General features: G+C 70.5%; 22 protein-coding genes. 10 read left to right on the top strand and 12 right to left on the bottom strand.

Translation table 11 applies throughout. The features are described 5' to 3' along the window. The first annotated feature begins 24 nt into the window (after nucleotides 1-24). On the top strand, nucleotides 25-1,317 hold the full coding sequence (locus BJ998_RS35615; RefSeq protein ID WP_184867685.1) for an NAD(P)/FAD-dependent oxidoreductase: 1,293 nt from the start codon (nucleotides 25-27) through the stop codon (nucleotides 1,315-1,317). A gap of 18 nt (nucleotides 1,318-1,335) precedes the next feature. On the opposite strand, the gene BJ998_RS35620 is transcribed toward BJ998_RS35615, so the two are convergent. From BJ998_RS35620 to BJ998_RS35635, 4 genes are all read right to left on the bottom strand, one after another. Further along, nucleotides 1,336-2,196 carry a PhzF family protein gene (locus tag BJ998_RS35620; RefSeq protein WP_221338236.1) on the bottom strand — a complete coding sequence of 287 codons (861 nt, stop codon included), beginning with the start codon at nucleotides 2,194-2,196 and terminating at the stop codon, nucleotides 1,336-1,338. Nucleotides 2,197-2,334: 138 nt separating this feature from the next. Beyond that, nucleotides 2,335-3,870, bottom strand: coding sequence for an RICIN domain-containing protein (locus tag BJ998_RS35625; protein WP_184867686.1), 1,536 nt, complete (start codon nucleotides 3,868-3,870; stop codon nucleotides 2,335-2,337). A gap of 54 nt (nucleotides 3,871-3,924) precedes the next feature. Next, nucleotides 3,925-4,203: a hypothetical protein gene (locus BJ998_RS35630; protein WP_184867687.1), complete on the bottom strand. Its 279-nt coding sequence runs from the start codon at nucleotides 4,201-4,203 to the stop codon at nucleotides 3,925-3,927. Nucleotides 4,204-4,292: 89 nt separating this feature from the next. Then, on the bottom strand, nucleotides 4,293-4,976 hold the full coding sequence (locus tag BJ998_RS35635; RefSeq protein WP_184867688.1) for a DUF2848 domain-containing protein: 684 nt from the start codon (nucleotides 4,974-4,976) through the stop codon (nucleotides 4,293-4,295). A gap of 45 nt (nucleotides 4,977-5,021) precedes the next feature. Between BJ998_RS35635 and BJ998_RS35640 the strand changes: the two genes are divergently transcribed. The 6 genes from BJ998_RS35640 to BJ998_RS35665 all read left to right on the top strand — a co-directional run bounded on the left by BJ998_RS35640 (nucleotide 5,022) and on the right by BJ998_RS35665 (nucleotide 12,497). Next, complete coding sequence (locus BJ998_RS35640; RefSeq protein WP_184867689.1) at nucleotides 5,022-6,299, top strand: MFS transporter; 1,278 nt, start codon at nucleotides 5,022-5,024, stop codon at nucleotides 6,297-6,299. Nucleotides 6,300-6,364: 65 nt separating this feature from the next. Further along, nucleotides 6,365-7,183, top strand: a complete 819-nt coding sequence (locus BJ998_RS35645; RefSeq protein ID WP_184867690.1) for an alpha/beta fold hydrolase — start codon at nucleotides 6,365-6,367, stop codon at nucleotides 7,181-7,183. A 123-nt stretch (nucleotides 7,184-7,306) separates the two neighbouring features. Beyond that, nucleotides 7,307-9,484 (top strand): RNA polymerase recycling motor ATPase HelR, encoded by a 2,178-nt coding sequence (helR, locus tag BJ998_RS35650; RefSeq protein WP_184867691.1) that lies wholly within the window; start codon nucleotides 7,307-7,309, stop codon nucleotides 9,482-9,484. Between the two features lie 154 nt (nucleotides 9,485-9,638). Next, a complete protein-coding gene (locus tag BJ998_RS35655) occupies nucleotides 9,639-10,766 on the top strand; it encodes a sensor histidine kinase (protein ID WP_184867692.1) in 1,128 nt (375 codons plus the stop codon). Continuing rightward, on the top strand, nucleotides 10,759-11,856 hold the full coding sequence (locus BJ998_RS35660; RefSeq protein WP_184867693.1) for a hypothetical protein: 1,098 nt from the start codon (nucleotides 10,759-10,761) through the stop codon (nucleotides 11,854-11,856). Before BJ998_RS35655 ends, BJ998_RS35660 begins: the two co-directional genes overlap by 8 nt. Further along, nucleotides 11,844-12,497, top strand: coding sequence for a response regulator (locus tag BJ998_RS35665; RefSeq protein ID WP_312890484.1), 654 nt, complete (start codon nucleotides 11,844-11,846; stop codon nucleotides 12,495-12,497). Before BJ998_RS35660 ends, BJ998_RS35665 begins: the two co-directional genes overlap by 13 nt. A gap of 4 nt (nucleotides 12,498-12,501) precedes the next feature. Here BJ998_RS35665 and BJ998_RS35670 read toward each other — a convergent pair whose 3' ends face one another. After that, nucleotides 12,502-12,882, bottom strand: coding sequence for an MmcQ/YjbR family DNA-binding protein (locus BJ998_RS35670; RefSeq protein ID WP_184867694.1), 381 nt, complete (start codon nucleotides 12,880-12,882; stop codon nucleotides 12,502-12,504). A 132-nt stretch (nucleotides 12,883-13,014) separates the two neighbouring features. Here BJ998_RS35670 and BJ998_RS35675 point away from each other — a divergent pair, with 132 nt between their 5' ends. Together BJ998_RS35675 and BJ998_RS35680 are read left to right on the top strand one after the other, a co-directional pair. Further along, nucleotides 13,015-14,388 (top strand): FAD-dependent oxidoreductase, encoded by a 1,374-nt coding sequence (locus BJ998_RS35675; protein ID WP_184867695.1) that lies wholly within the window; start codon nucleotides 13,015-13,017, stop codon nucleotides 14,386-14,388. Next, a complete protein-coding gene (locus BJ998_RS35680) occupies nucleotides 14,385-15,092 on the top strand; it encodes a GNAT family N-acetyltransferase (protein WP_184867696.1) in 708 nt (235 codons plus the stop codon). The genes BJ998_RS35675 and BJ998_RS35680 overlap by 4 nt, the downstream gene beginning before the upstream one ends. Here BJ998_RS35680 and BJ998_RS35685 read toward each other — a convergent pair. The 3 genes from BJ998_RS35685 to BJ998_RS35695 are packed head-to-tail and all read right to left on the bottom strand — an operon-like array spanning nucleotide 15,089 to nucleotide 16,495. Next, nucleotides 15,089-15,730, bottom strand: coding sequence for a nucleotidyltransferase domain-containing protein (locus BJ998_RS35685; RefSeq protein ID WP_184867697.1), 642 nt, complete (start codon nucleotides 15,728-15,730; stop codon nucleotides 15,089-15,091). The genes BJ998_RS35680 and BJ998_RS35685 overlap by 4 nt on opposite strands. After that, a complete protein-coding gene (locus tag BJ998_RS35690; protein ID WP_312890485.1) occupies nucleotides 15,727-16,311 on the bottom strand; it encodes an amidohydrolase family protein in 585 nt (194 codons plus the stop codon). The genes BJ998_RS35685 and BJ998_RS35690 overlap by 4 nt, the downstream gene beginning before the upstream one ends. A gap of 37 nt (nucleotides 16,312-16,348) precedes the next feature. Continuing rightward, complete coding sequence (locus BJ998_RS35695) at nucleotides 16,349-16,495, bottom strand: helix-turn-helix domain-containing protein (protein ID WP_312890590.1); 147 nt, start codon at nucleotides 16,493-16,495, stop codon at nucleotides 16,349-16,351. A 77-nt stretch (nucleotides 16,496-16,572) separates the two neighbouring features. On the opposite strand from BJ998_RS35695, the gene BJ998_RS35700 reads away from it, so the two are divergent. Next, on the top strand, nucleotides 16,573-17,214 hold the full coding sequence (locus BJ998_RS35700) for a hypothetical protein (protein ID WP_184867699.1): 642 nt from the start codon (nucleotides 16,573-16,575) through the stop codon (nucleotides 17,212-17,214). Between the two features lie 446 nt (nucleotides 17,215-17,660). Here BJ998_RS35700 and BJ998_RS35705 read toward each other — a convergent pair whose 3' ends face one another. From BJ998_RS35705 to BJ998_RS35720, 4 genes are read right to left on the bottom strand one after another with little or no spacing between them, the layout of a single operon-like run. Next, complete coding sequence (locus BJ998_RS35705) at nucleotides 17,661-20,423, bottom strand: discoidin domain-containing protein (RefSeq protein WP_184867700.1); 2,763 nt, start codon at nucleotides 20,421-20,423, stop codon at nucleotides 17,661-17,663. Nucleotides 20,424-20,460: 37 nt separating this feature from the next. Beyond that, a complete protein-coding gene (locus tag BJ998_RS35710; RefSeq protein ID WP_184867701.1) occupies nucleotides 20,461-21,327 on the bottom strand; it encodes a carbohydrate ABC transporter permease in 867 nt (288 codons plus the stop codon). Further along, on the bottom strand, nucleotides 21,324-22,250 hold the full coding sequence (locus BJ998_RS35715) for a carbohydrate ABC transporter permease (RefSeq protein ID WP_184867702.1): 927 nt from the start codon (nucleotides 22,248-22,250) through the stop codon (nucleotides 21,324-21,326). Before BJ998_RS35715 ends, BJ998_RS35710 begins: the two co-directional genes overlap by 4 nt. Then, the gene (locus BJ998_RS35720; RefSeq protein WP_246488720.1) at nucleotides 22,247-23,593 is read right to left on the bottom strand and encodes an ABC transporter substrate-binding protein; all 1,347 of its coding nucleotides are present in this window, start codon (nucleotides 23,591-23,593) and stop codon (nucleotides 22,247-22,249) included. The genes BJ998_RS35715 and BJ998_RS35720 overlap by 4 nt, the downstream gene beginning before the upstream one ends. Nucleotides 23,594-23,610 lie beyond the last annotated feature (17 nt).

The following is a 23,610-nucleotide window of genomic DNA, read 5'->3' on the forward strand; positions in this document are numbered from 1 at the left end:
GACCTCGAAGTCGGGTGAGGGATTGTGGGCACAGCGAACCGGATCGTGATCGTCGGCGGGGGCTTCGCCGGGTTTCACGCGGCGAAAGCGCTCGAGCGGGCGGCGCCGCCGGGGACGGAGCTGGTGCTGGTCAACAAGACGGACTACTTCCACTACCTGCCGCTGCTGCCGCAGGTGGCGGCGGCGTCGCTGGATCCACGCCGGGTGGCGGTGTCGCTGACGAAAACGCTGCCGGGGGTGCGGCTGGCGCTGGGAACGGCGGACAAGCTGGCGGTGGACCGGCGTGAGGTGACGTACACGGATCCCGAGGGTGGCTCGCATGTCGTGGGCTACGACCGGTTGATACTGGCGGCGGGCAGCGTGAACAAGCTGCTGCCGATCCCCGGAGTCGGAGCCCACGCGCACGGCTTCCGGAGCATCGGGGAGGCGTTGTACCTCCGGGATCACGTGATCCGGCAGATCGAGTTGGCGGGTGCGACGGACGACCCGGGGCTGCGAGCGGCCCGCTGCACGTTCGTGGTGGTCGGGGCCGGCTACACGGGCACGGAGGTGGCGGCGCAGGGGCCACCGTTCACGGCGGCGGTGGCGCGGCACAACAAGGCGCTGCGCGGGCAGAAGATCCGGTGGCTGCTGCTGGACGTGGCGCCGAAGGTGTTGCCGGAGCTGGACCCGAGACTGTCGCGTGCGGCGGACGAATTGCTCCGCAAGCGTGGGGTCGAGGTGCTGACGGGAACCTCCGTGGAGGAGGCGACCGCGGAGGGCGTGCGGCTGACCAACGGGGAGTTCGTGCCGACGCGCACGTTGGTGTGGTGCGTCGGCGTGCGGCCGGATCCGTTGACGGATGCGACCGGGTTGCCGACGGAACGAGGCCGGATCATCGTCGACGCCACGCTGGCGGTGCCGGGGCACCCGGAGATCTTCGCGTGCGGGGACTGCGCGGCGGTGCCGGACCTGACCCGGCCGGGCGAGCTGACGGCGATGACGGCGCAGCACGCGATGCGGCAGGGCAAGCTCGCCGGGAAGAACGTCGCGGCGTCGCTCGGGCACGGGCGGATGGCGCAGTACAAGCACCACGACCTCGGTTTCGTGGTCGACCTCGGTGGGTTGGACGCGGCGGCGAACCCGCTGGGGGTGGCGCTGTCCGGGCTGCCCGCGGCGCTGGTGACGCGTGGATATCACCTGATGGCGATGCCCGGCAATCGGGTGCGGACGCTGATCGACTGGGCGGTGGACGCCGTGTTCGGTCGTCAGACCGTGCAGTTGGGTCTGGTCAGGGGCGATGACGTGCCGCTGGACACGGACCGGCCGGCGTCGTAGCGCAGGTGGGTCGGCCGGTCAGTGGACTTGGCCGCCCAGCCAGAGGCCGGTGGGGGTCAGGCGGAGGGTGATCCGGGACGGCTTGCCCATGGCGCGGCCCTGGCGGACGTGGACGGGGCGGTCGGGGTTGATCAGGTGGTTGTCGAGGAGGCCGTAGGCGAGGGCGGCGGCGGCGATGCCGGTCGCCGCGTCTTCGGGGTAGCCGGAGGAGCGGGGGAACTGGCGGGCGTCGAACGTTTGGGTTGCGGGGTCCGACGGGGCGTAGGGGTAGAGACCGGTGGAGCCCAGTTGGTCGCAAAGTTCTGGTATGCGGGAGAAATCCGGGGTCAGTGCGTCGAGGATTGCCTGGCTGGCCAGGGGGATGAGGGTTTTGACGCGGGAGGTGCTCGCGTTCTGGACGGGGTGGGCGGCCAGGTCTTGTTCGGTGATGCCCAGGACTTCCAGGACGTCGGTGGGTGGCGCGGGGGTGACTGTGGCCGGGGGCTGGGTGATTTCTACTGCGGCGTCGGCGATTCGTGCTTGAACGGGGCCGGAGGGGGTGCTGATCGTCAGGCGTGTCCTGGTGAGGCGGTTCAGCCGGTGGAGGGTGTGGACCGCGCCTACGGTGGCGTGGCCGCACATGGGCATCTCGTGATTGGGGACCCAGAAGCGGAGAGCGAAGTCGAAGGGGGCAGCGGCGGGGAGGATGAAAGCGGACTCGTGGCCGTAGGTTTTGGCGATCTCTTGCATTTCGGCGTCGGACATGGTGTCCGCGTCGACGACGATGGGGGCGGGATTGCCGCCGGAGGGGCCGTCGGGAAAGACGTGGACCAGGTGGATGGTGGGGGACAGGGCGGGTACCGCCTTTCCGGTGTGGGGCAGCCGCAGCGTTTCCTGCACGAACGCGTCCGTGAACGGTAGCTGCGACGGGTCGTCGCTGCTCGCCGACCACGCTTCCTTCGTGACGGGCCAGGCGCTTGCGGTCGGCGGCGGGGTGGTGGCGCAGTAGGGATCCAGGTGGCGGCCTGGGTCTCGGGTCTACTGCGCCGGCGTCAGCGCGAACAGCTGGTTGGCGCCGGCGCCGCACTGCCACTGCTGGAGTCGCGTGTTGTCCTCGCTGGAGCCGTTGGTCACGTCCAGGCAGGCGTTGCTGTGCTGGGCGACCAGCGCGAACGCGCCGTTGCCCTGGTCGACTGGCTTCCACTGCTGGTTGGTGCCGCCGCCGTAGGTCCACAGCTGCACGGGCGTGCCGTTGGCGACCGCGCCGGGACCGCCGGTGACGTCAAGGCCGAGCGCGGGGGCGTGGCGGTTGAGAACACGGTAGAAGCCGTTGGCGGTGGGGATGAACTGCCACTGCTGGTTGTCCTTGTGGGCCCCGCAGGTCCACTCCACCACCGGCGTGCCGTTCTTCCGGCCGCCGCCGGCGGCGTCGATGCACTTGCCGGTGCTGGTGTTGCTGATCGTGTACCAGACTCCGGCCTCGATGGTGGTCACCGCGGCCGTCGTGGTCGTGGTGGTTGTTGTTGTCGTGGTGGTCGTCGTGGTCGTGGTCGGCGCGAGCAGTGTGGTCGGGGTGGGGGCCTTGCTCGTGGTCGCCGCATCGGTGCGCGGGCCGCCGCCGAACGCCAGCAGCACGCCGGCCAGGGCCGTGACGAAGACCGTGAACACGATGGCGGCGCCGACGATTGTGGCGGTCTTCCGGCGCGCCTCCGGCGTCTCCACGCTCGGCGGCGGCGTGCCCGGGGTCGGCGGCTCGCTGACCGTGCGGGCCGCCTCCGCTCGGCGGCGGGCGATCATGTCCTGCACCGCAGGCGGCCAGACGGCGGCTCGCGGGCCGATGGCCTCCACGATCTGCGCCGGCGTGGGCCGCTGCGACGGGTCCTTGGCCAGGCAGGGGCCGACGATCCAGCGCAGCGTGTCCGGAACCGCGCCGAGATCCGGCTCCATGTGCATCACGTTGGCCAGCGTCTGCTGCGGCGACGGGGCGGCGAACGGGCTCTTGCCCGTCGCCGCCGTGTACAGCACCGTGCCGTAGGCGAACACGTCGCCGGCCCAAGTCCACGGCTGGCCCGCCGCCTGCTCCGGCGCCAGGAACCCCGGCGATCCGGCCAGGCCCGGGCCGTGCGTAATGCCGAAGTCGATCACTTTCGGGCCGTCGTCGGCGAGCAGCACGTTGACCGGGTTGAGGTTGCGGTGCAGCAGGCCGACGGCGTGGATCTCGGCCAGCGCCGCCGCGATGCCCGACGCCAGCACCAGCACCGATTCCGCCGGCAGCCGACCCGCCTGCCGTAGCGACGGTCCGGCCACGAAGGCCGTCGCCAGCCACGGCACCGGCGCGTCGAGGTCGCCGTCCAGGATCGGCGCCGTGCTGGGGCCCGCCACCTGACGAGCCGTCGTCACCTCGCGCCGGAATCCCTCGTCACGCACCAGTTGCGGCTGCAGCAGCCGCAACGCCACCAGCCGGCCGTCCGGGCCCATGCCCAGCAGCACCCGACCCGTTCTACCCCGCCCCAACAGGGCGATGGTCCGGTACTGGCCCACCGCCACCGGGTCGGACGTCCCTAACGGCCTCACACCACGCTCCTCCGTCAACTTTCGGGGACAGAGGTTAGCGCTCCGGGCAACGGCTCACTGCGGCGTCGGGCTCGCGGTCTCCTCCGGCAGGCGTGGCGTGTGCTTGGCCAGCCAGCCGGCAACGAAGGTGAGTCCGCCGACGACGGCGCCGCTGACCAGGGCGGTCGCCCAGCCGGGAACGCCGTTGGGGAACACGTACTTGGCCAGCAGGTCCATCGCGAAGCTGGTGACGAGCGCGGTGGTGCTGGCCGCCTTCACCTTGGTCTCCACGGCGTGGAAGGCGCCGATCTCGGCCTTCCGCGCCTGCCGGGAGAAGAAGCGCTTGAGATCCATCTCGGCAGTCCCCTCAGAGTCGTCGAGTCGACGATGATGATGGGCCACCTGCCGGGATATGGGTACGCCGGATGCCCGAACGGACGCACTTACGCGACCGGTTCCGGCAGTCGCTCGACGGTGTACTGGCAGCGGATGACGGCGCCGGTGGCGGGGTCGCCGAGTTCGACCCGCCAGGCGGAAGCGAACTGGTCGACGCCGGGGTGCATGGGGATGGTGCCGGACAGCAGCACGGTGCCAGGGGCGAGAAGGTTCCGCCGGCGCAGCACGTCGAGCCAGTACTGCGGGGTGAGGAGCTCGGCGAGGGTGCCGCGCTGGATCTCGGTCCACGAGGCGCCGTCGCCGACCCAGGCGGTGAGCGTCAGCGAGTCGAGGCGGTCGGCGACGGCGGAGAGCCGCCACGCCTGCCGCCCGACGACGTCCGGCGCGGCCTGCTTGCTCCAGGCGACGCCGTGCACCTCGAGGTCCCGGTCGGTGTGGTCGCAGGCGACGGTGAGCAGCACGTCGTCATCGGTGACGATCATGGCCCACTCGGCCTCGCCGGAGGTGTGGCCGTGCTGCGCGGGCACGGTGTCGGCCTGGCTGACGAGGTACGGCGCGACGGGGTAGAGGCACGGCGTGGTCGAGGGCGCGGGCACGCCGAGCTCGGCCAGCTCGGCGACGTGCGCGGCGACGTCGTCCTGGCTGCGGCCGGCGTAGCCGCCGTTCAGCGCGGACCGCACGTCCACCGTGACTTTCCGGCCGTCGACCAGCTCGAACGTCAACTCGCTCACGTCGCCTCCCTTGTGCATGCACCTTGTATACATAGAATATGCCACATGGCTGACACGGCGGTGGACCGAAGGGCGCTGTGGCGCGCGTTCGCGGCGAGCCTGTCCGGGACCTCCCTGGAGTGGTACGACTTCGCGGCGTACTCGGTCGCCGCCGCGACCATCTTCGGCACGCTGTTCTTCCCCGGCGGCGACCCGCTGACCGCCACCATGCTGGCCTTCTCCACCTACGCCGTCGGCTACGTGGCCCGGCCGGTCGGCGGCCTGGTATTCGGCCGGTTGGGCGATGTCATCGGGCGCAAACGGGTGCTGGTCGGCACATTGCTGCTGACGGGCTTCGCCACCGTCCTCATCGGAGTGTTGCCGACCTACGCCGACATCGGCGGCACGGCGGCGATCCTCTTGGTGTGCCTGCGATTCGCTCAGGGAGTGGGCATCGGCGGCGAGTGGGGCGGCGCGGTGCTGCTGTCCAGCGAGTTCGGCGAGCCGGAGCGACGCGGCTTCTGGGCCTCGGCCGCGCAGGTCGGGCCGCCCGTGGGCAACCTGCTGGCCAACGGGGTGCTGGCGATCCTCGGCGTCGCGTTGACGGAGCGGCAGTTCGAGTCGTGGGGCTGGCGGGTGGCGTTTCTGTTGTCCGCCTTGCTGATCGCGTTCGGGTTGTGGATCCGCGTGCGGCTGGAGGAGACGCCGATCTTCCGGGAACTCGCCGCCCGCGACGAGCGGCCGAGCGCGCCGGTCACGGAACTGTTCCGCCACGAGTGGCGGGGCCTGCTCGCCGCCGTGCTGGTCCGGGTCTGCCCGGACGTCCACTACGCGCTGTTCACGGTGTTCGTGCTGACGTACATCCAGCAGCTGGGCATGCCCCGGGCGGTCGGCATGGCCGCGGTGCTGGTCGGTTCCGCGCTGCAGGTGGTGGCGATCCCCGCGTTCGGGGCACTGTCGGACCGGATCAACCGCCGCAAGGTGTACCTGGTGGCCACGATCGCCGCGGCGGTGTGGCCGCTGGTGTTCTTTCCTTCCATCGCCGGGAAATCCGTGCCGGCGGTGTTCCTCGGCGTCATCGTGGCGCTGGTGATCCACTCCGCGATGTACGGCCCGCAGGGCGCGTTCGTCGCCGAGCAGTTCTCGGTGCGGCTGCGCTACACCGGCAGCTCGCTGGCGTACACCCTCGCCGGCGTGGTCGGCGGCGCGCTCGCCCCGCTGCTGTTCACCGCCCTGCTCGCGTGGACCGGGAGCTGGCCGGCGCTGGCCGCGTACGTCGCCGTCACGGCCGTGGTCACGATCATCGGGCTGGCCGTCGGGCGGAACCCATTACCTGACGCGTAATCGCCAAACCTCCCGTCCCCCAGCAGGATTGCTCTCGTCACCGAGAGAAACCCGAGGGGGACGAGATGCCTCACCTGAACGCCAACGGCACCCAGCTCTTCTACCGCGACTGGGGCGCCGGCCGGCCGGTCGTGTTCGTCACGAGCTGGGCGCTGAGCAGCATCATGTGGCAGTACCAGATGCAGCACCTGGCCGAGAACGGGTTCCGCGCCATCGGCTACGACCGGCGCGGGCACGGCCGGTCGGACGACCCCGGCACGGGCTACGACTTCGACACGCTGGCCGACGACCTGGCCGCCCTGATCGAGCACCTCGACCTCACCGAGGTCACGCTCGTCGGACACTCGATGGGCGGCGGCGAGATCGTGCGCTACCTGACCCGGCACGGCGAGGGCCGCGTCGCCAAGATCGTGCTGGTCGGCTCGACCGTGCCGTGCCTGCGCCAGCTGCCCGACAACCCCAACGGCGTGCCGGTGGCGGCGAGCGAGCAGCTGCTGGCCCGGATGCGGACCGACCTCGGCGGCTGGATCGACGAGAACGCGGCGCCGTTCTTCGGCGACGGCCTGCCCGGCTGCGAGCTGCCGCAGGCCACCAAGGACTGGGCCATCCGGGACTGCATGGGCGTCAGCCTGAACGCCGCGATCGCCTGCACGGCGACGAACATGGCCGCCGACTTCCGGCCCGAGCTGGCCAAGATCACCGTGCCGGCGCTGGTCGTGCACGGCGACCACGACGCCTCGGCCCCGCTCGACCTGTGCGGCCGGACCACCGCGGAGTTGATCGCCGACGCCGAGCTGAGGGTGTACACCGACGCGGCGCACGCCCTGTACCTCACGCACACCGAGCGCCTCAACAGCGACCTGCTGGAGTTCGCCCGGAAATGAGCGGCGCCCCGAGGAGAAATCGGGCCCTCTTGACATGTCCTGGACAATGAAAAATCGGCGTGCCTCCACGAAGACGTGGAAGACCGCCGAATGTAATTTCAGTTTAGGCACTGTGAGGGGCTCGTGTCAACTCAGGGGTACGAGGACGAATTGCGGTCCGAGAGGGAGTACGTGGCCGGCCTCTACGGGCGGCTGGATGCCGAGCGCGCGCGGGTGAAGGCCCGGCACCGGGCGGCGCTGCGGGGGACCGGCGGCACGCCGCTGGAACGGGACGACGAGGTGCGGTCGCTCGGCCGGGAGGCCAAACGGCTGGACGTGGCCGACAACGGGCTGTGTTTCGGTCGATTGGACACCCTTTCGGGCGACCGCCTGTACATCGGCCGGATCGGTTTGTTCGACGAGCAGGACGATTACCGCCCGGTGCTCATGGACTGGCGGGCCCCGGCGTCGCGGCCGTTCTACACCGCCACCGGCGCGAATCCGGAGGACATGCGTCGCCGCCGCCAGTTCCACACCCGCGGGCGCCAGGTGGTCGAGTTCACCGACGAGGTGCTCGGCCGCCCCGGGGACGACGAGCGCGGTGACGCGGCCCTGCTCGCGGCGGTCAACGCGCCGCGCGGCGAGGGCATGCGGGACATCGTCGCGACCATCCAGGCCGAGCAGGACGAGATCATCCGCCTCGACCACCCGGGAGTGCTGGTGATCGAGGGTGGCCCCGGCACCGGCAAGACCGTGGTGGCGCTGCACCGCGTCGCGTACCTGCTCTACACGCAGCGGGAGCGGATGGAGCGGCACGGGGTGCTGGTGGTCGGCCCCAACCCGGCGTTCCTGAACCACATCAGCCGCGTCCTGCCGTCGCTGGGCGAGTCCGACGTGGTGTTCGTGACCCCCGGCGACTACGTGCCCGGCCTGCACGTCACGGCCGAGGACACGCCGGAGGCCGCGCGGCTCAAGGGCTCCCTCAAGATCCTGGACGTGCTCAGGGCGGCGGTCGCCGACCGGCAGCGGCTGCCCGAGGAGCCGATCCCGATCGAGCTGTCCGGCATCACCGTGCGGATCGACGTGCCGACCGTGGAGTGGGCCATCGAGGAGGCGCGCGCCAGCGACCGGCCGCACAACGAGGCCCGCGAGGTGTTCACCGAGATCGTCACGTACGTGCTGACCGAGCGGGCGATCGGCCGGCTGTGCAAGGGCTGGCTGACCCCCGACGACAAGGAGGAGTGGGAGAGCCAGCGGGCGCACCTGTGCAAGCAGCTCGCCGAGGACGACCGGTTCGCCGCCGCGCTCGACGAGCTCTGGCCCACGCTGACCCCGCAGACCCTGCTCGCGCCGCTGTACGAGTCCCCGGAGCGGCTGCGGGCGGCCGGCGCGGACCCGGCGCTGTTCCGCGCCGACGGGGCCGCGTGGACGGTGTCGGACGTGCCGCTGCTGGACGAGCTCGTCGACCTGCTGGGCCGGGACAAGGCCGCCGACCGGGCGGCCGAGCTGGCCGCGGCGCGGGAGCGGCGGGAGGCGGCCGAGTACGCCGAGGGCGTGATGGGGATGCTGGAGCTGGACCGGGAGGAGATCGACGACGAGTTCTCGCTGCTGGCCCGGGACGTGGTCAACTCCGTGCAGCTGGCCGAGCGCCAGGGCGAGCGCGACACCCGGGACCTGGCCGAGCGGGCCGCCGAGGACCGGGACTGGACCTACCGGCACGTGGTGGTGGACGAGGCCCAGGAACTGTCCGAAATGGACTGGCGGGTGCTGATGCGGCGCTGCCCCAACCGGTCGTTCACGATCGTCGGCGACCTCGCGCAGCGCCGGTCGGTGGCGGGGGCGCGGTCGTGGGGCGCGGTGCTGACGCCGTACGCGGCCGACCGCTGGGTCTACCGGTCGCTGACCGTCAACTACCGGACACCGGCGGAGATCATGGCCGTCGCCGCCGCGCTGCTGGCCGAGTTCGCGCCGGGTGTGACGCCGCCGGAGTCGGTCCGCGCATCCGGCGTGCGACCGTGGTCCCGGAAGGTCACCGCGGACGAACTTCCCGCCGCCATCGAGGAATTCGTCCGGGACGAGGCCGGCCGCGAGGGCACCGGCGTCGTCATCGGGCCGCCCGGCGTGCCGGGTGCGGTGCCGCCGTCGGAGACCAAGGGCCTGGAGTTCGACGCCGTGCTGGTCGTGGACCCGGACAAGATCCTCGAGGACGGCCCGCGTGGGGCGGCCGAGCTGTACGTCGCCCTGACCCGGGCCACGCAGCGGTTGGGAGTCCTGCACCGGGGAGCGCTGCCGAAGGCGCTGTCGGACCTCGTCGAACGGTAGAACCGGGCGGAAAGTCAGACAGGCTCGGCGCACAGATTCGCCGAGCCCGTCTTCCCCTCTTCGGTTTTCTCTCCCCCCGTGGGCGTTTCCCGGTTCCGTCTCCCCCGCGAACCGCTCTCCGTCCCCTCCCAACGATGCGACATACTCGCTGCCGATGGTGTCGGGTGAACACCCCACAAGGGGCTCGGTCGAGGGACAGCTGACGCGCGCCGCGCTGCGCATCCTGGCGGTGGCGCGGCTGGTGGTCGCGCTGGTCGGGGGCCTGTTGGGGGTCATGTCGGCGCCCGCGGGGCACGAGTTGCGCACCGCCGTGATCGTGATCACCGTCTCGGTGTGGAGCCTGCTGTACGCGAGATGGTTGTGGCAAGGGCCGCCGCCGGGGCTGGCCTGGGCGGACGTGGCCGTGCTCGGGGCGACGGGGCTGCTCCAGCCCTGGACGGTGCCGCCGGAGTCGGTGGGCAACGGCCAGGGCTGGGTGATCACGCTGGTGTCGGTGGCGGTCGTGTTCCACCAGTGGCACACGAAGCCGGTGCCGGGGCTGGCGTCGTCGCTGATGGCGACGGCGGCGTTCCTGGTCGGGGCGTGGTGGACCACCCCGGAGATGTGGGTCGGCGCGGCGGCGATCGGCGCGTTCACCCCCGTGCAGGCGATCCTGTCGCGGGTGCTGGTCACCCTGCTGGTGCAAGCGGCGCGTGCTGCCGACGCGCAGGAAGCCCGGGCGGAAGCCGCGCGGCGCGAGGCGGCCGTGGCGGAGGCCGTCCGTGCGGACGAACGGGCGCACGTCGCGATGCTGCACGACACGGCGGCCACGACGTTGCTGATGGTGGGGCTGGGTGAGGTGGGCTCGCATCAGCAGTGGGTACGGGAGCAGGCGCGGCGAGACCTGGCGGCGCTGGCCGGCGAGACGGAGGTCGCCGAGGGCGACGCGCTGCCGGCCCTGCTGGAGGTGATCAACGCCAGCCGGGTGCGGGTCGACCTGACCGCGCCGGACGCGTTGCCGGTGTCGCCGGAGATCGCGACGGCCGTCCGGGGCGCATTGCGGGAGGCGCTGAACAACGTGGCCCGGCACTCCGGTGAGACGACGGCGACGGTGACCGTCGCGGACGGATCGGTGGTGATTGCCGACCGTGGCACCGGTTTCCGGCCCGAGAACGTTTCCGATCGGCGGCGTGGCGTGGCGAACTCGATCGTCGAGCGGCTGGCCGCGGCCGGGGGCCGGGCCGTGATCACGTCCGCGCCGGGCGAGGGCACCACCGTGCGGCTGGAGTGGGACCGTGGCTGACGCCCGCGCCACCATGGCGCGTCTGCGAGGACGGCTCAGGATCGCGATCCTGATCATCGCCGGCGTCGACCTCCTGGCCCTCGACCTGCCGGCGCTGCTCACGCACCTGGACGTCTACCTGGTCGTCTGGCCGGTCGTCGCCGGCTATCTCACGCTGATCGCGGTGCTGGCGACCGAAGGCGTGCTGATCATGCGTGGCTGGTCCTGGGGCGGCTGGCGGTGGCCGGTGCTCGGGCTGACGCTGGCGGTTTCCGTGCTGGTCAACGCCCTGCTACCGGTCGCCGAGGTGCCCGGCTACGCGAACTGGGCGATCGACGGCATCGGCTGGGTGGCCGTCGTGCTGCTGTTCGACCAGCACCTGGCGGTGCTGCTGGCCGCGCTCGCCGCGCACTTCGCGACCAACTTCGTGCACCTCGGGCTCGGCGACGACTTCACCCCGCTGGCGCTGATCAACGTCGGCACCGACGTCGTGACGATCGGCGCGTTCCAGGTCACCGCCGGCGCCGCGACCTGGATGCTCCGGTACGCCGCGACCAGCGCCGCCCGGGCGACCGAGGCCGAGGAGGCCGTGCGGGAGGCCGAGATGATCGCGGCCCGGCTGCACGAGGACCGCCGCCGGCGCTCGCACGACCTCGACGCCGAGGTCCGGCCGCTGCTCACCGGGCTGGCCGACGGCGAGCTCGACCCGACCGCCGACCAGACCCGGCGCGAGTGCGCGATCGCGGCCGCACGGATGCGGCGGCTGTTCGCCGAGGGCGACGACGTCGACGACCGGCTGCTGCACGAGCTCAAGGCGTGCGTGGACGTCGCCGAGCGGCGCGGGGTGCTGGTCGACCTGGCGACCCAGGGGAGCTGGCCCGGCCTGCCGCGCGAGGTGCGGCGGGGGCTGACCGAGGCGCCGGTGCGGGTCCTGAGCACCGCACGCAACTGGGCGCGGGTTACGGTTCTGGGCACCGATTCTTCAGTGTCGGTCAGCGTGGTCGCCGACGGCGACGCGGCGGGCATCCCGGCCGAGGCCGACGGCGCTGTGATGATCACCACCGTGGAGGACGAGGACCGCCTGTGGGTGAAAGCGACGTGGCAGAGCTGATTACCGCCGTGATCATCGACGACCACCCGGCGATCACGGCGGGCGTGCGGGCGTGGTGCGCCGCCGCGACACCGCCGGTGCGGTTGATCGACGCCGACGGCAAGATCGGCCGCGCCTGGACCGAGCCCGGCGCGTCGGCGCAGGTGGTGATCTTCGACCTGCAGTTGGGCGGGCCGCCGGCGTTCCGCGAGCTGGAGCGGCTGGTCGACGCCGGCCGGCAGGTGATCGTCTACTCCCAGCGCTCCGACCGCGACACCGTGCTCACCTGCCTCGACCTCGGCGTCTTCACGTACCTCACCAAGGCCGAGGGGCCGGATCACCTCATCCCGGCCATCCGGGCCGGCGCCGAGAACCTGCCCTACACGTCGCCGTCGCTGGGCGGCGCGATCAGCACCGACCGCCGCCCCAGCCGGCCTCAGCTGTCCGAACGCGAGATGGAGACGCTGGTCGCGTGGTTCGAGTCCGACTCGAAGCGGCTGGTCGCCGGCAAGCTCGGCGTCTCCATCAAGACCGTCGAGACCTACATCGACCGGGTGCGGATCAAGTACGCCAACACCGGACGGCCGGCGCGGACCAAGGCCGCGCTGGTGGAGCGGGCGATCCAGGACGGCCTGATCGCCATGGAGGACCTCACCGGCTAGACCCTCACCGGGCGACCCGGCGGCGCGGCAGCGCCTTCGCCACCTTCGCGAACGGCAGCCCGTCGGCCAGCTCCTCCGGCGCGCTCAACCGCCACGCCTCGTACACCAGCTCCGCGAGCTCGTCGGCGTCGATGCCGTCGAGGTAGACCACGACCCAGCCGAAGCCGCCCGAGGTGTACTGCTCCTCGAACACCTCGGGGCGTTCCGACACCAGCGCCTGCTGCTCGGTGATCGTCTGCTTCAGGCCGACGGTCTCGGTCCGCGGCCAGTAGTAGCCGAACCGCTTGCCCCGCACGCTGAACGACGTCCAGTCGTGCGCCTGCGAGCTCTCCACCTCGGCGAGCGCGTTCACGACCCGGTGGAACACGGCGCTGCTGACTCCCATTCGCCGGAGTCTACGCAGGGGGTCTGACACATCGCCGCCGCGACGATGCCCTTGTGGGCAACGTACCGTCACGGCTCGCGTGCAGTGCGTAAGGTGGTGGTACCGCCGTCGCATCCGTTGGGGGACAACACCATGTCGGCAGCAGACGTCTTCAACCGGCTCAGTGACCCGAATCCGCCGACGGACACGCCCGTCCTGTTCGGCCGAGCCGTGGTGATGGGCGGCAGCGTGGCCGGGCTGATGGCGGCCCGGGTGCTCGCCGACCACGCCGAGCAGGTGATCGTCGTCGAGCGGGACGACCCCGGCACGAGCACCGCGCCGCGTCCCGGCGTGCCGCAGAGCAGCCAGATCCACGCGCTATTGCCCAGCGGCCTCATCCAGCTGGAGCGGTTCTTCCCCGGGTTCACCGAGCAGGCGGTCGCCGCGGGCGCGCGCCCGCAGCCGCCGTCGACCATCCGCCGCTACGTGGACGGCCAACTGCGGGCCAGCGACTTCGACACCGCGATGCTCGGCGGCAGCCGGCCGTTCATCGAGGCCCGCATCCGCGAGCACACGCTCGCCCGGCCCAACGTGAAGACGATCGTCGGGCGGGCCACCGGCGTGGAGTTCGACGGCGAGGCCGCGACGGGCGTGCGGGTCGAGGCCGACGGCGCGGAAACCGTGGAGCGCGCCGACTTCGTGGTGGATGCGATGGGCCGCTCCAGCCGGCTGAGCGACTGGCTGGAACAGGCCGGCTGGCAGCGGCCGCCGATGCAGCGCATGACCGTGGACCTGAACTACGCCTGCGCGGTCTTCCGGCGTGACGACGAGCCGGACCACACCATCGTGCTCAGCGTCCGCTCGCCGCAGCTGTCGCCGGACGTGTCCGGCGCCGCGGTCTGCCAGATCGAGGAGAACCGGTGGCTGGTGCTGGTGGCCGGCTACGCCGAACACCGGCCCGCCCAGACCACCGAGGACCTGATCCGGTTCTGTCGCACCGAACTCTCGGACGAGTTCGTCCACGCCGTCGCCAACGAGGTCGTCGACGACGTGCGCACGTATCGGCATCCCGACAGCCGGCGCCGCGACTTCCACCGGCTCAGGCGGATGCCCGCGCGGCTGGTCGCCGTCGGCGACGCCGTCGCCTCGTTCAACCCCATCTACGGGCAGGGCATGACGTCCGGGACGCTGCACGCCTCGTGCCTCTCGGATTTCCTGCGCTCCCGGCCGGATCTGTCCCGGCCGGCGCGGGGATTCTTCGCGTTGCAGAAGGTGGTAGTGGACGCAGCGTGGTCCACGTCGACCGGGGCCGACCTGCAGCTGCCGCACGTCGACGGGCCGTATCCGCGCTTCTACCGGATCCGCCGCTGGCTGGACAACCAGGTGGCCGCCGCGACGCTGCACGATGCCGCCATGAACCGCCTGTTCGACGAGGTCACCTTCATGCTCAGGCACCCTCGTGAGCTGACCAGGCCGAGCGTGCGGCTGCGGGCGATCCTGCTGAACCGAAGGGCCAAGAAGGGGTGACGCTGGAATCGTTGCTGGCCGCCCACCTGGCGTACCTGCTGAGCTGGGATCCGGACCGGCCCGAGGATTCGGATCTGGCCATGTACCGCAGCGGCGTGCCGCACTGGACGCTGAACGGCGTCGTCCGGGTTCGTGATCACGACCTCGACGACGCCGTTGCCGAGGCTTCCTCGCATTTCGCCGGGTTGCCGTGGCTGTGGTGGGTCGGGCCGGACAGCGATGCCTCTGTCGCGGACGGCCTGCTGGCGCGCGGCGGCACGGAGTTGGCGCGGCTGCCGGTGATGACCATTGCCCTGGATACGTTCGTGGTTCCTGATGGTGTGTCGGTCGCCGAGGACGTCGCCGAGTTCGTCACCGCGTATGCGGCCGTGTCGGAGATCCGGCCGGAGGGGGTTCCCGTTGCCGTCGAACGGGAGCTTTCGCTTGACGTGCTTCGATTCGCCGCCCGGGTGGACGGGCGTATCGTCGGCACCGCCGAGGCGTGGATCAGCCATGACGTGGTGACCGTGTACTTCGTCGGCACCCAGCCCGGATTCCGTCGCCAGGGCATCGGCACCGCCGTCACCGCCGCGGCGTTGGCCGCCGGGCGCGAGCGCGGGTGCCGGCTCGGGGCGTTGACGTCGAGCGCGATGGGGGAGCCCGTGTACCGGCGGATGGGCTTCGAGACCGTCGCCGAGATGCGGCTGTTTTCCCTCAGCGCTTAGAGATCCTCGAGCCAGCGGTGTTCCGGGTAGATGTGGGCGATGAGCTCCGCGAGGGTGGTGCGCTGCGCTTTCGTCAACTGGGGGACCGTTCCGTCGAAATCGGTTTGGTCCTTCGGACGGGCGTGCTTGGCCTTGAACAGCAGGACCAGTTCCGGTGTCAGGTAGGGGACGCCGTCGTCGGTGTGGCGGATGATGTCGTTGTAGGGCAGGCGGATCGTCTCGTCGTGCCGGCAGATCCAGGTGTCGCCGTCATGCGGTTCGCGGAACACGTCGAGCAGGTAGTTCTCGGTCTGCGGATCCCGCAGCCAGGTCTGGTGTGTGGCCGCAAGTACGGCTTTGTCGGCGTTCTCCCAGATCCGGCCGCTGCTCACCGCGTCGAAGGCGTAGCCGGGGAAGCGGTCGCGGACCTCCGGGAAGTCGGCCGCCGGAACGGCGATCTCGATGTCCCCGTGCGCTCGGGTCTGCCTGCCCCGGAACAGATCCAGCGCCCAGCCCGCCGCCACACACCAGGGCGTGGCGATGCCCGCCAGCCTCCCCGCGACCTCGGTCGGCGTCCAGCTGGCCGCCCACCTCGCCTCAAGGGCATCGATCTCCGCCGGTGACAGTTCGATGCCCCCGGCGGGCAGTTGCTCGCTCACCGGAGGAATCTACCGGCGGAGCCGACCGCTTTCCGCCGAATCACATGCCGAGGCGGAATTCGCGGACGGGCGTTGTCGCGGCCGATCTTGCGGCGGTCGGTTTCGCTGATGGCGGCCGAGTCGAACCAGGTGGCGGCGTGGTCGACGTTCTCGAACGGCCAGTCGGTGGAGAACAGGATGCGATCCGAGCCGATGGTCATGATCGCCGACAACAGGGTCCGGGTGGTGAAGTTGCCGGAGGTGGTGATCAGGAAGTTCGCCAGGAAGTAGTCGGCGACGTCCCGTTTCGCCCGGTAACCGGAGGCACGCCGGCCGTGCCAGGCGTTGTGGTTGTCGAGCCGCCACAGGCCGTAGGGCAGGTTCTCGCCGAGGTGTCCGAGCACGATCCGCACGCCGGGATGGGCGTCGAATGTCGAGGAGTGGGGGCTGGTCGATTCGGGTGAGTCGGCGCGGAGGCGGCGGACATCCAGCCAGGGGTGGCCGAGAGCGCACCCCGTGCGCGTCTGCTCGGCGCGGCCGATCACCCAACCATTCCCACAAGCAAATGTCGCAAGCGCTCCGTACTTGACTCCCGGCGCCACATGCGGAGCGCATGTGGCAGAAGTGGGGGGCGCGGTTCTACTCGTCGTGAGGATGGTGGCGGGGGCGGCGGCGGGGTTTGCTGGTCGCCATGTCGGCGGCGGCGGCGATCTGGGTCAGGCTCATCGGACCGCGACCCCGCTCGATCGCCCCGAGCACGGTCATCGCGATCTCGACGGACTGGATGCCCTGGCGATCGTCCTCGCGCTTCTGGTCACGTCGTCACTGTATTTGCTGGATTTCCACTGTGGAGGGAACTGCCGATGGATCCGAACAACCAGGTCGTGCGGCTCATCGGCCAGGGCATGCAAGCCGACGGGGAGGGCCGCGCCGACGACGCGCGGGCCCTGTTCGAGCAGGCCTGGGACGCGGCCACCGACGACTACGAGGCATGCCTGGCGGCGCACTACCTCGCCCGCAGCCAGCAGACGCCGGAAGAGGTGTTGCAGTGGAACAAGGTGTGCCTGGAGCGGGCCGACAAGTCCGGTGACGAGCGGGTGCGTGCCTTCTACGCCTCGATGCACCTGAGCCTGGCCCGCGCGCACACCAATGTCGACGACGCCGACCAGGCCCGTGAACACTACAAGCTCGCCGCCGACAGCCTGCAGCACGTGCCGGCCGGCCCCCACCACGAGGCGGCCCGCTTCGCCATCGCCAGGGGACTGGACTCGACGTCCAAGTCCGCGGCGCTCGCGGAGCTGCTGGGCAAGCTGTCGGCCCGGGGCGACCTGCTCGCGCTGGGCCTGCTGCTGCCGGCCTACCTCCGCGACCTGGGCACGGCCGAGGACCGGACGGCGCTGCTGATGGCCCTGCAGACGGTCCGCGTCGACCGGCACCTGCCCGAGGACGAGCAGGAGATCCTGGCCCGCGCGGTGGCCGAGGTGACGGAGTCCGCGAAGGGCTGACCGACCGCCGGCGGATCTCCCACACGCCGAGATCCGCCGGTGTCGGCTTTGCGACGTGTCGTGGTTCTGACACGGGCCGATCGGTGACAAACCGCCCGCGGATGCAGCATCGTTTCCTCCGACGAGCAGTGCTCGCGATGGGATTGACCCTGGCGTTGGCGGTGCCGGCCACGGAGGCCCGGGCCCCGCAGTGGTTGTCGATGGGGCCGAACGCCAGCGGCGGATTTCTCGCCTTCACGCCGGCAGCGCCGTCGAGACTCTACGTCCTGCCGGACGGGGCCCGCGCCGTTTTCCGCAGCGACGACCACGGCATCACCTGGGCGCCGCCGACCCCGTTGCCGTCCCAAGACGTGAGACCCCGGCGAGTCCCGCTCAGCGGCACACCGAAAGTACGAAACCGTTTCACGCATTCGGTGTGACTGTAAGCGGGACTCGCCGGGGGAGAGCTACCTGGCGCCGTACACCGCCAGCTCGCTGATGGCCATCTGGCCGCCGGTCTGGCCGCCGTCGTCCGGCCGGTCGGCGACCACCTTCACGTAGCGGGCCGTCACGGGCTGGTCCAGCTGCACGCCGGTGATGCCGCCGGCGCTGTCCACCCGGCGCGCGACCGTCCAGAACGTCGACCCGTCCAGCGAGACGTCGATGTGGAACCGGGTGGCGAACTTGTCGGTCGGCATCAGCAGCGACACCACGTCGATCGACTGCGCCTTCTGCAGATCCACCTGGTACGACCAGCGGAACCGTTGCGTGGCCTGGGTCCACGTGTTCGGGTTGCCGTCGTCACCGAGGGCGGGCGTGGAGTTCGGCTGCATCAGGGCCTGCGTGCCGTCGATGAAGAACGCCTGCGCCGGGCGGTTCAACGCGGCGTTGTCGGGCCCCGCGCAGGCGGCGAACGCACCGATCTCGCTGATCGCCATCTGGTCGCCGCGCTGGCCCCAGTCGTCCGGCTTCTCGGCGACGATCCGCAGGTAGCGGGCAGTCACCGGGGTGGCGAAGTCGACCGGGACCGTGCCCCAGCCGCTGCCGTGCACGCTGCCGACGGTCGTCCACGCGGTGCCGTCGGTGGAGGCGTCGACGTGGAAGTCGGTGGCGAAGTGCGGCTGCGGCATGCCGACCGTGACGTAGCCGAGGGTCTGGGCCTGCTGCAGGTCGACGACGAGCTGCCACCTGAACTGCCCGCTGGCCTGGATGTAGGTGGCGGGGTTTCCGTCCGTGGCATAGGAAAGCTGCGACTCCGGCTGCAGCTGCGCGGTGCTGCCGTCGAGGAACTGGGCCTGCACCGGCTTGCCGGCGGCGAGGTTGTCCGGCGCGTGGCCGGCCGGCGGGGTGATCAGCGACCTGTACTGCGGCTCGATGCCCGCGTTGGCGAGCAGCGACGCCGGCACGCCGGTGCCGTCGAAGGACACCTTGGCGTTGTTGGACAGCACGAGGTCGGTGGGGTCACCGGCCGGCCAGTCCGGCGTGTTCTCCTCGTAGTAGTTGTCGGTGAAGACGAAGTCGCCGTAGGGGTTGTTCGCCTCCTTGCTGCCGCCGAAGGAGTGGGTGTCGTTGCCGAACACGGCGTTGTCGGTTTCGGTGATGTGCCAGCTGCCGCCGTCGGTGTAGATGGAGTGGCCGAAGCCGGCGCCGTTGCGCACGACGTTGCCGCTGATCAGCAGGCCGTTGGCCAGCGAGGTGCCCTCCTGGCCGAGCACGTAGATGCCGCCGCCGTCGATGTGCTGCTGCAGGTGGTCGAACACCAGGTTGTCGGTGATCTTGTTGCCCTCGGTCTTCGTGCCCGGGTTCCAGCCCCAGCCCCAGTTCGAGCTGATGCCGCTGTACGGCACGTCGTTGACCTGGTTGTGGGTGATGGTGTCGTAGCGGGCGTAGCCCTGGAAGATGCCGACGCCGCCGGTGTACTCGACGGCCACGTGGTGCACCCAGTTGTCGGCGATGGTGTTGTCGGCCGGGATCACGCCGAGGTCACCGGGGTTGGCGTCGGCGCCGTTGCCGATCTCCAGGCCGTTGGACGAGATGTCGGTGAACGCGTTGCCGGTGATCGACGAGTTGTGCACGTACTGGCCCAGCTGCAGGCCGGCCGCGCCGAGGTGGCTGAAGGTGTCGCCCTGGATGCTCAATCCGTCGGTGTGGTCGAACACCACATTGCCGGGAGTCATGGTCCAGTTGCCGTACGGGCAGGTGCCGGGGTCGGTCTGCGAGAACCGGTCGCACGAGCCCTGCTTGTCCCACGCGTCCGGGCCGGTGAGACGCATGTTGGCCTGCACCTCGGAGAAGCCGTCCGGGCCGTTCGACGCGGTCCAGCCTCCGTACTGGACGGTGAGTCCCTTGAGCACCAGACCGCGCAGCGGCTTCGCGACCGTGCCGGTGCCCTGGATGATCGTCTGCAGGCGCGGGATCTCCACGTCGGCGGTGCGCAGGTCCTGGCCCTCGCGCGGGATGTAGTACACGGTGTGCGCGGGCTTGTCGAGGTAGAACTCGCCCGGGTTGTCGAGCAGCTCCTTGGCGTTCTCCACGTAGGACGGCTGGTCGATGTTGACGCCGTAGGGCTTCTTGGACGAGTTGTCGAAGCACGGCTGCTTCATCGTCACGGTCGTGCCGGACACCGACGCGACCCCGCAGCGCACCTGCGTCCAGCTGACGTTGTAGACGAACTCGACGTCGGAGATGTTGTGCCAGCTCGCCAGCGTCGCGTCGGAGGTGGTGTAGCCGGTGGCGGTGCGGCTGAAGCCGGTCGGGTTCGGCCCGGAGGCGCGGTCGGCGCGCACGCCGTCCACGTACAGCTGCCGGGTGTCGGTGCCGGCCGGCACGTTCGCCGACCACACGCCGCCCGCGCCCTGCTTCCAGCCGTTGACCTGCCGACCGCCGCTGATCACCGGGTGCGCGCCCGGGGCCGCCTGGTAGGTGACGGTGTGGCCGTTGGTCGCGGAATCGCCCGCGGCGGCGTCGAAGCTGAACGTCTTGTCGAGCCGGTAGGTTCCGTCCGCGAGCACGACCGAGATGTCGGACGACATGGCGGCGGTGGCCTGGTGGACCTTGGACTGCGCGGCCAGCAGGGAACAGGGGTTCTGCTGGGTGCAGGCCGAGCCCTGGCCGTTCGGGGCCGCGTAGTAGGTGGTGCCTGACGCGGCGGCGGCGTCCGAAGTGGACGCTGTGACGGCGCCGGCCGCCAGGAGCACGGCTAACGCCGCGCCCGTGAAACGGTGGTGCATGGACACTCCCGAGACGTCGTTGGTCGAGAAGGGACGGTCATTCCTTGGTGGCCCCGGCGAGCATCCCCGACACGAGGGTGCGCTGGGAGAACAGGAACAGCACGAGCACGGGCAGGACGGCGACGATGATCGCCAGCGCCAGCTCCGGGCTGGTGATGTTCAGGCCGGCGCCGGCGACCGGGTTGAACGACGGCGTCGACGACAGCAGCTGGTTCAGCCCCACCTGGATCGGGAACTCGTCACTGCCCGGCAACACCAGGTAGGGCAGGAAGAAGTTGTTCCAGTTGCCGACGAAGCTGAAGAACGCCACCAGGCCGACGACCGGCGTGGCCAGCGGCAGCGCGATCCGGGTGAAGATCTGCCACTCGGAGGCCCCGTCCAGCCGCGCCGCCGACAGCAGCTCGCGCGGCAGGCTGGTGGCGAAGTAGATGTACACCAGGTACACCCCGAAGGGGTAGAACGAGAACGGCAGGATGATCGACCACGCGGTGCCGATCAGGTGCACCAGGTTGAGCTCAAGGAACACCGGCAGCACCAGCGCCGCCGACGGCATGATCATCACGATCAGCGTGACGGTGAGCAGCAGCTTGCGCCCGCGGAACCTGGTCAGCGCCAGGGCGTAACCAGCGGGAATGCTGGTGACGAGCGTGACGATCAGCGCGCCGACCGCATACACCGCGGAGTTGCGCAGCCACACGAACAGCACGCCGTTCTCGAAGCCGGTCAGGTGCTGCCAGGCCAGGCCGATGTTGGCGAAGGACCCGAACGACAGCGGGGACTGGCCGGTCAGCTCGGCGGCGGTCTTGGTCGGCGCGAGCAGCAGCCAGAGCGCCGGCAGCACGAAAAACGCCAGCAGCACCAGCAGAACCAGCGCCACCACCGTCGTCCCGATGATGCGTTTCATTGCTCGTCCACCTTGAACAGGCCCGACCTCGTGACCAGCAGCCCGGCCCCGGCCAGGCCGATCACCAACAGCACCAGGGAGATCGCGGCCGCCCCGTTGAAGTCGCCGTGCTGGAAGGCGTACACGTAGGCGAGCTGGTTGGGCGACCAGGTCGGGCTGACCCGGCCCAGCGACGCCGTCTGCAGCAGTTGCGGCTCCACGAACAGCTGGGTGCCGGCCGCGAACGCCAGGATCACCATGTAGACGATCCACTTGCGGATCATCGGGATCTGGACGTGCAGCGCCAGCCGCCACGGCCCGGCGCCGTCCATCCGGGCGGCCTCCAGCACCTCCTGCGGAATGTTGTTCAGCGCCCCGTACATCACCACGATCCAGCCGCCCGCGCCGGTCCAGAACGCGATCAGCGCGAAGATCAGCGACAGGTGACCGGGGGCCAGCACCTCGGCGAAGGTGTCGAGTCCCAACGAGGTGAGAAGCCAGTTGGCTGGGCTCACCGACGGGTCCAGCATGAACAGCCACACCAGCACGCTGGCCACGCCGGCGAGCGCGCCCGGGATGTAGTACAGGAACCGCAGCGCCGCCGACAGCGGCGCCGGCATCCGGCTGCGCAGCACGATCGCCACGCCGACCGTCAACACGACGATGAGCAGCAGCCAGAACACCAGGTACACCAGGATGTCGCCGAACGCCGGCCAGAACCGGAAGTCCTGGAACACCCGGAGGAACTGGTTCAGGCCGGTGAACTGCCCGCGGACGTTGGTGAACGCCAGGTACACCGCGTACAGCGTGGGCAGCACACCGAATGCCACCAGCAGCACGACGTACCCGCTGACGAACAGCGGCCCAGAGATCCCCGTCTTCCCGGCTCGCCGCACCGCCGCGCGGCGAGCCGGGGCGACGACGGGAGTGTCGAGAGCCGTCACTGCGTGGTCACCGTGTATCCGACGGACTTGGCCTCGCTGGTGATCTCGTTCTGCCACGCGGGAAGCGTTTCGGTGAGCGTCCTGCCGGCGGTCACCGCCGGCAGCACGACGCTGGACCACGCCGTCGCGTCACTGAACTTCGTGTTGCCCCACCCGGTCCACACCTCGTCGGCGGCCTGCTGGAACACGCCGGAGACGTCGGTGGCGAAGTAGTCCTTGTTGGCGGGATTGGCCAGCCACGCCTTGGCGCCGGGGGAGTAGGCCGGGTAGGTCGGCGCGCCCTTGAGGTTGTCGTCGGACGTCGTCAGCCAGGACGCGAGCGCGGTGGCGGCCTTGAGGTTCTTGCTGTGAGAGGAGATCATCCACACGCCGCCGCCGACGTTGCCGGTGTACGTCCGGGATTCGCCCTGCCACTTCAGCGGGGCCGCGGCGGTGATCTGCCCGGCCGGCGTCTTGAACGCGGAGTTGAACAGGTACTGCCCGTACCAGGACGGCCCGTAGGCCATCAGCACCTTGCCGCCGTAGTCCTTGGCGAAGCCCTGCCCGAAGAACCCTTGCTTGGACACGGATCCGGCCTTGATCAGGTCGTCCAGCAGTGAGGCCATCTTCGTGCAGTGCGAGTCCTGTAGGTTGGAGCGCAGGGTCTTGGCGTCGGTCAGCTGCTGGGCCGGGCACTGCGCGGACCAGAAGTACGACTCGTGCGAGTTGGTGTCGCCGATCGCGCCGACCAGGTAGCCGGGGTGCTCCCTGGCCACCTTCTCGCCCAGCGCCTGGTACTCCTCCCACGTCGTGGGCACCGAGTAGCCGAACTGGTCGAGCAGCGTCTTGTCGTACCAGAGCACAACCTGCGCGATGTCGTTGCGCAGGCAGTAGGTGTGGCCGCCGAACTGGCACGGGGCCAGTGATCCGTCGGCGAAGTTCTTCAGCGTGTCCGCGGGCACCAGGCCCTCGTCGACCGGCGCGGCGAAGGCCTGCGCGCTCGGGCTGGTCGGCTGGGACGCCCAGGTGACGTCGGTCGGCGACGCGAACACCACGTCCGGCCAGCCGCTGCCGGTTCTGTCGAACAGCTGGACCTTGGTCTGCAGGTACGTGGAGCCGTCGGCGGAACCGTCGTAGGTGACGACGTCCATCTGCACGTTCGGATCGGCCTTCTGGAAGGCCTGCACCGAGGGCAGCCGGGTCGAGTCGGTCCAGACGGTGATCTTCGCGTTGGCGTCCTGGGGCTGGGCGGTGAAGCCGGCGGCCGGCGTTTCGTCGCCGGCACCGGGATCCGCGCTGGCGCAGCCGGTGGCGAGGGCGCCGATGGCCAACACGGCCATGATCCGGCGGAGGGATGACGTCATTGTCCGGTCCTTCGGGG

It is taken from the genome of Kutzneria kofuensis (genome assembly GCF_014203355.1).
Taxonomy (GTDB): Bacteria; Actinomycetota; Actinomycetes; order Mycobacteriales; family Pseudonocardiaceae; genus Kutzneria; species Kutzneria kofuensis.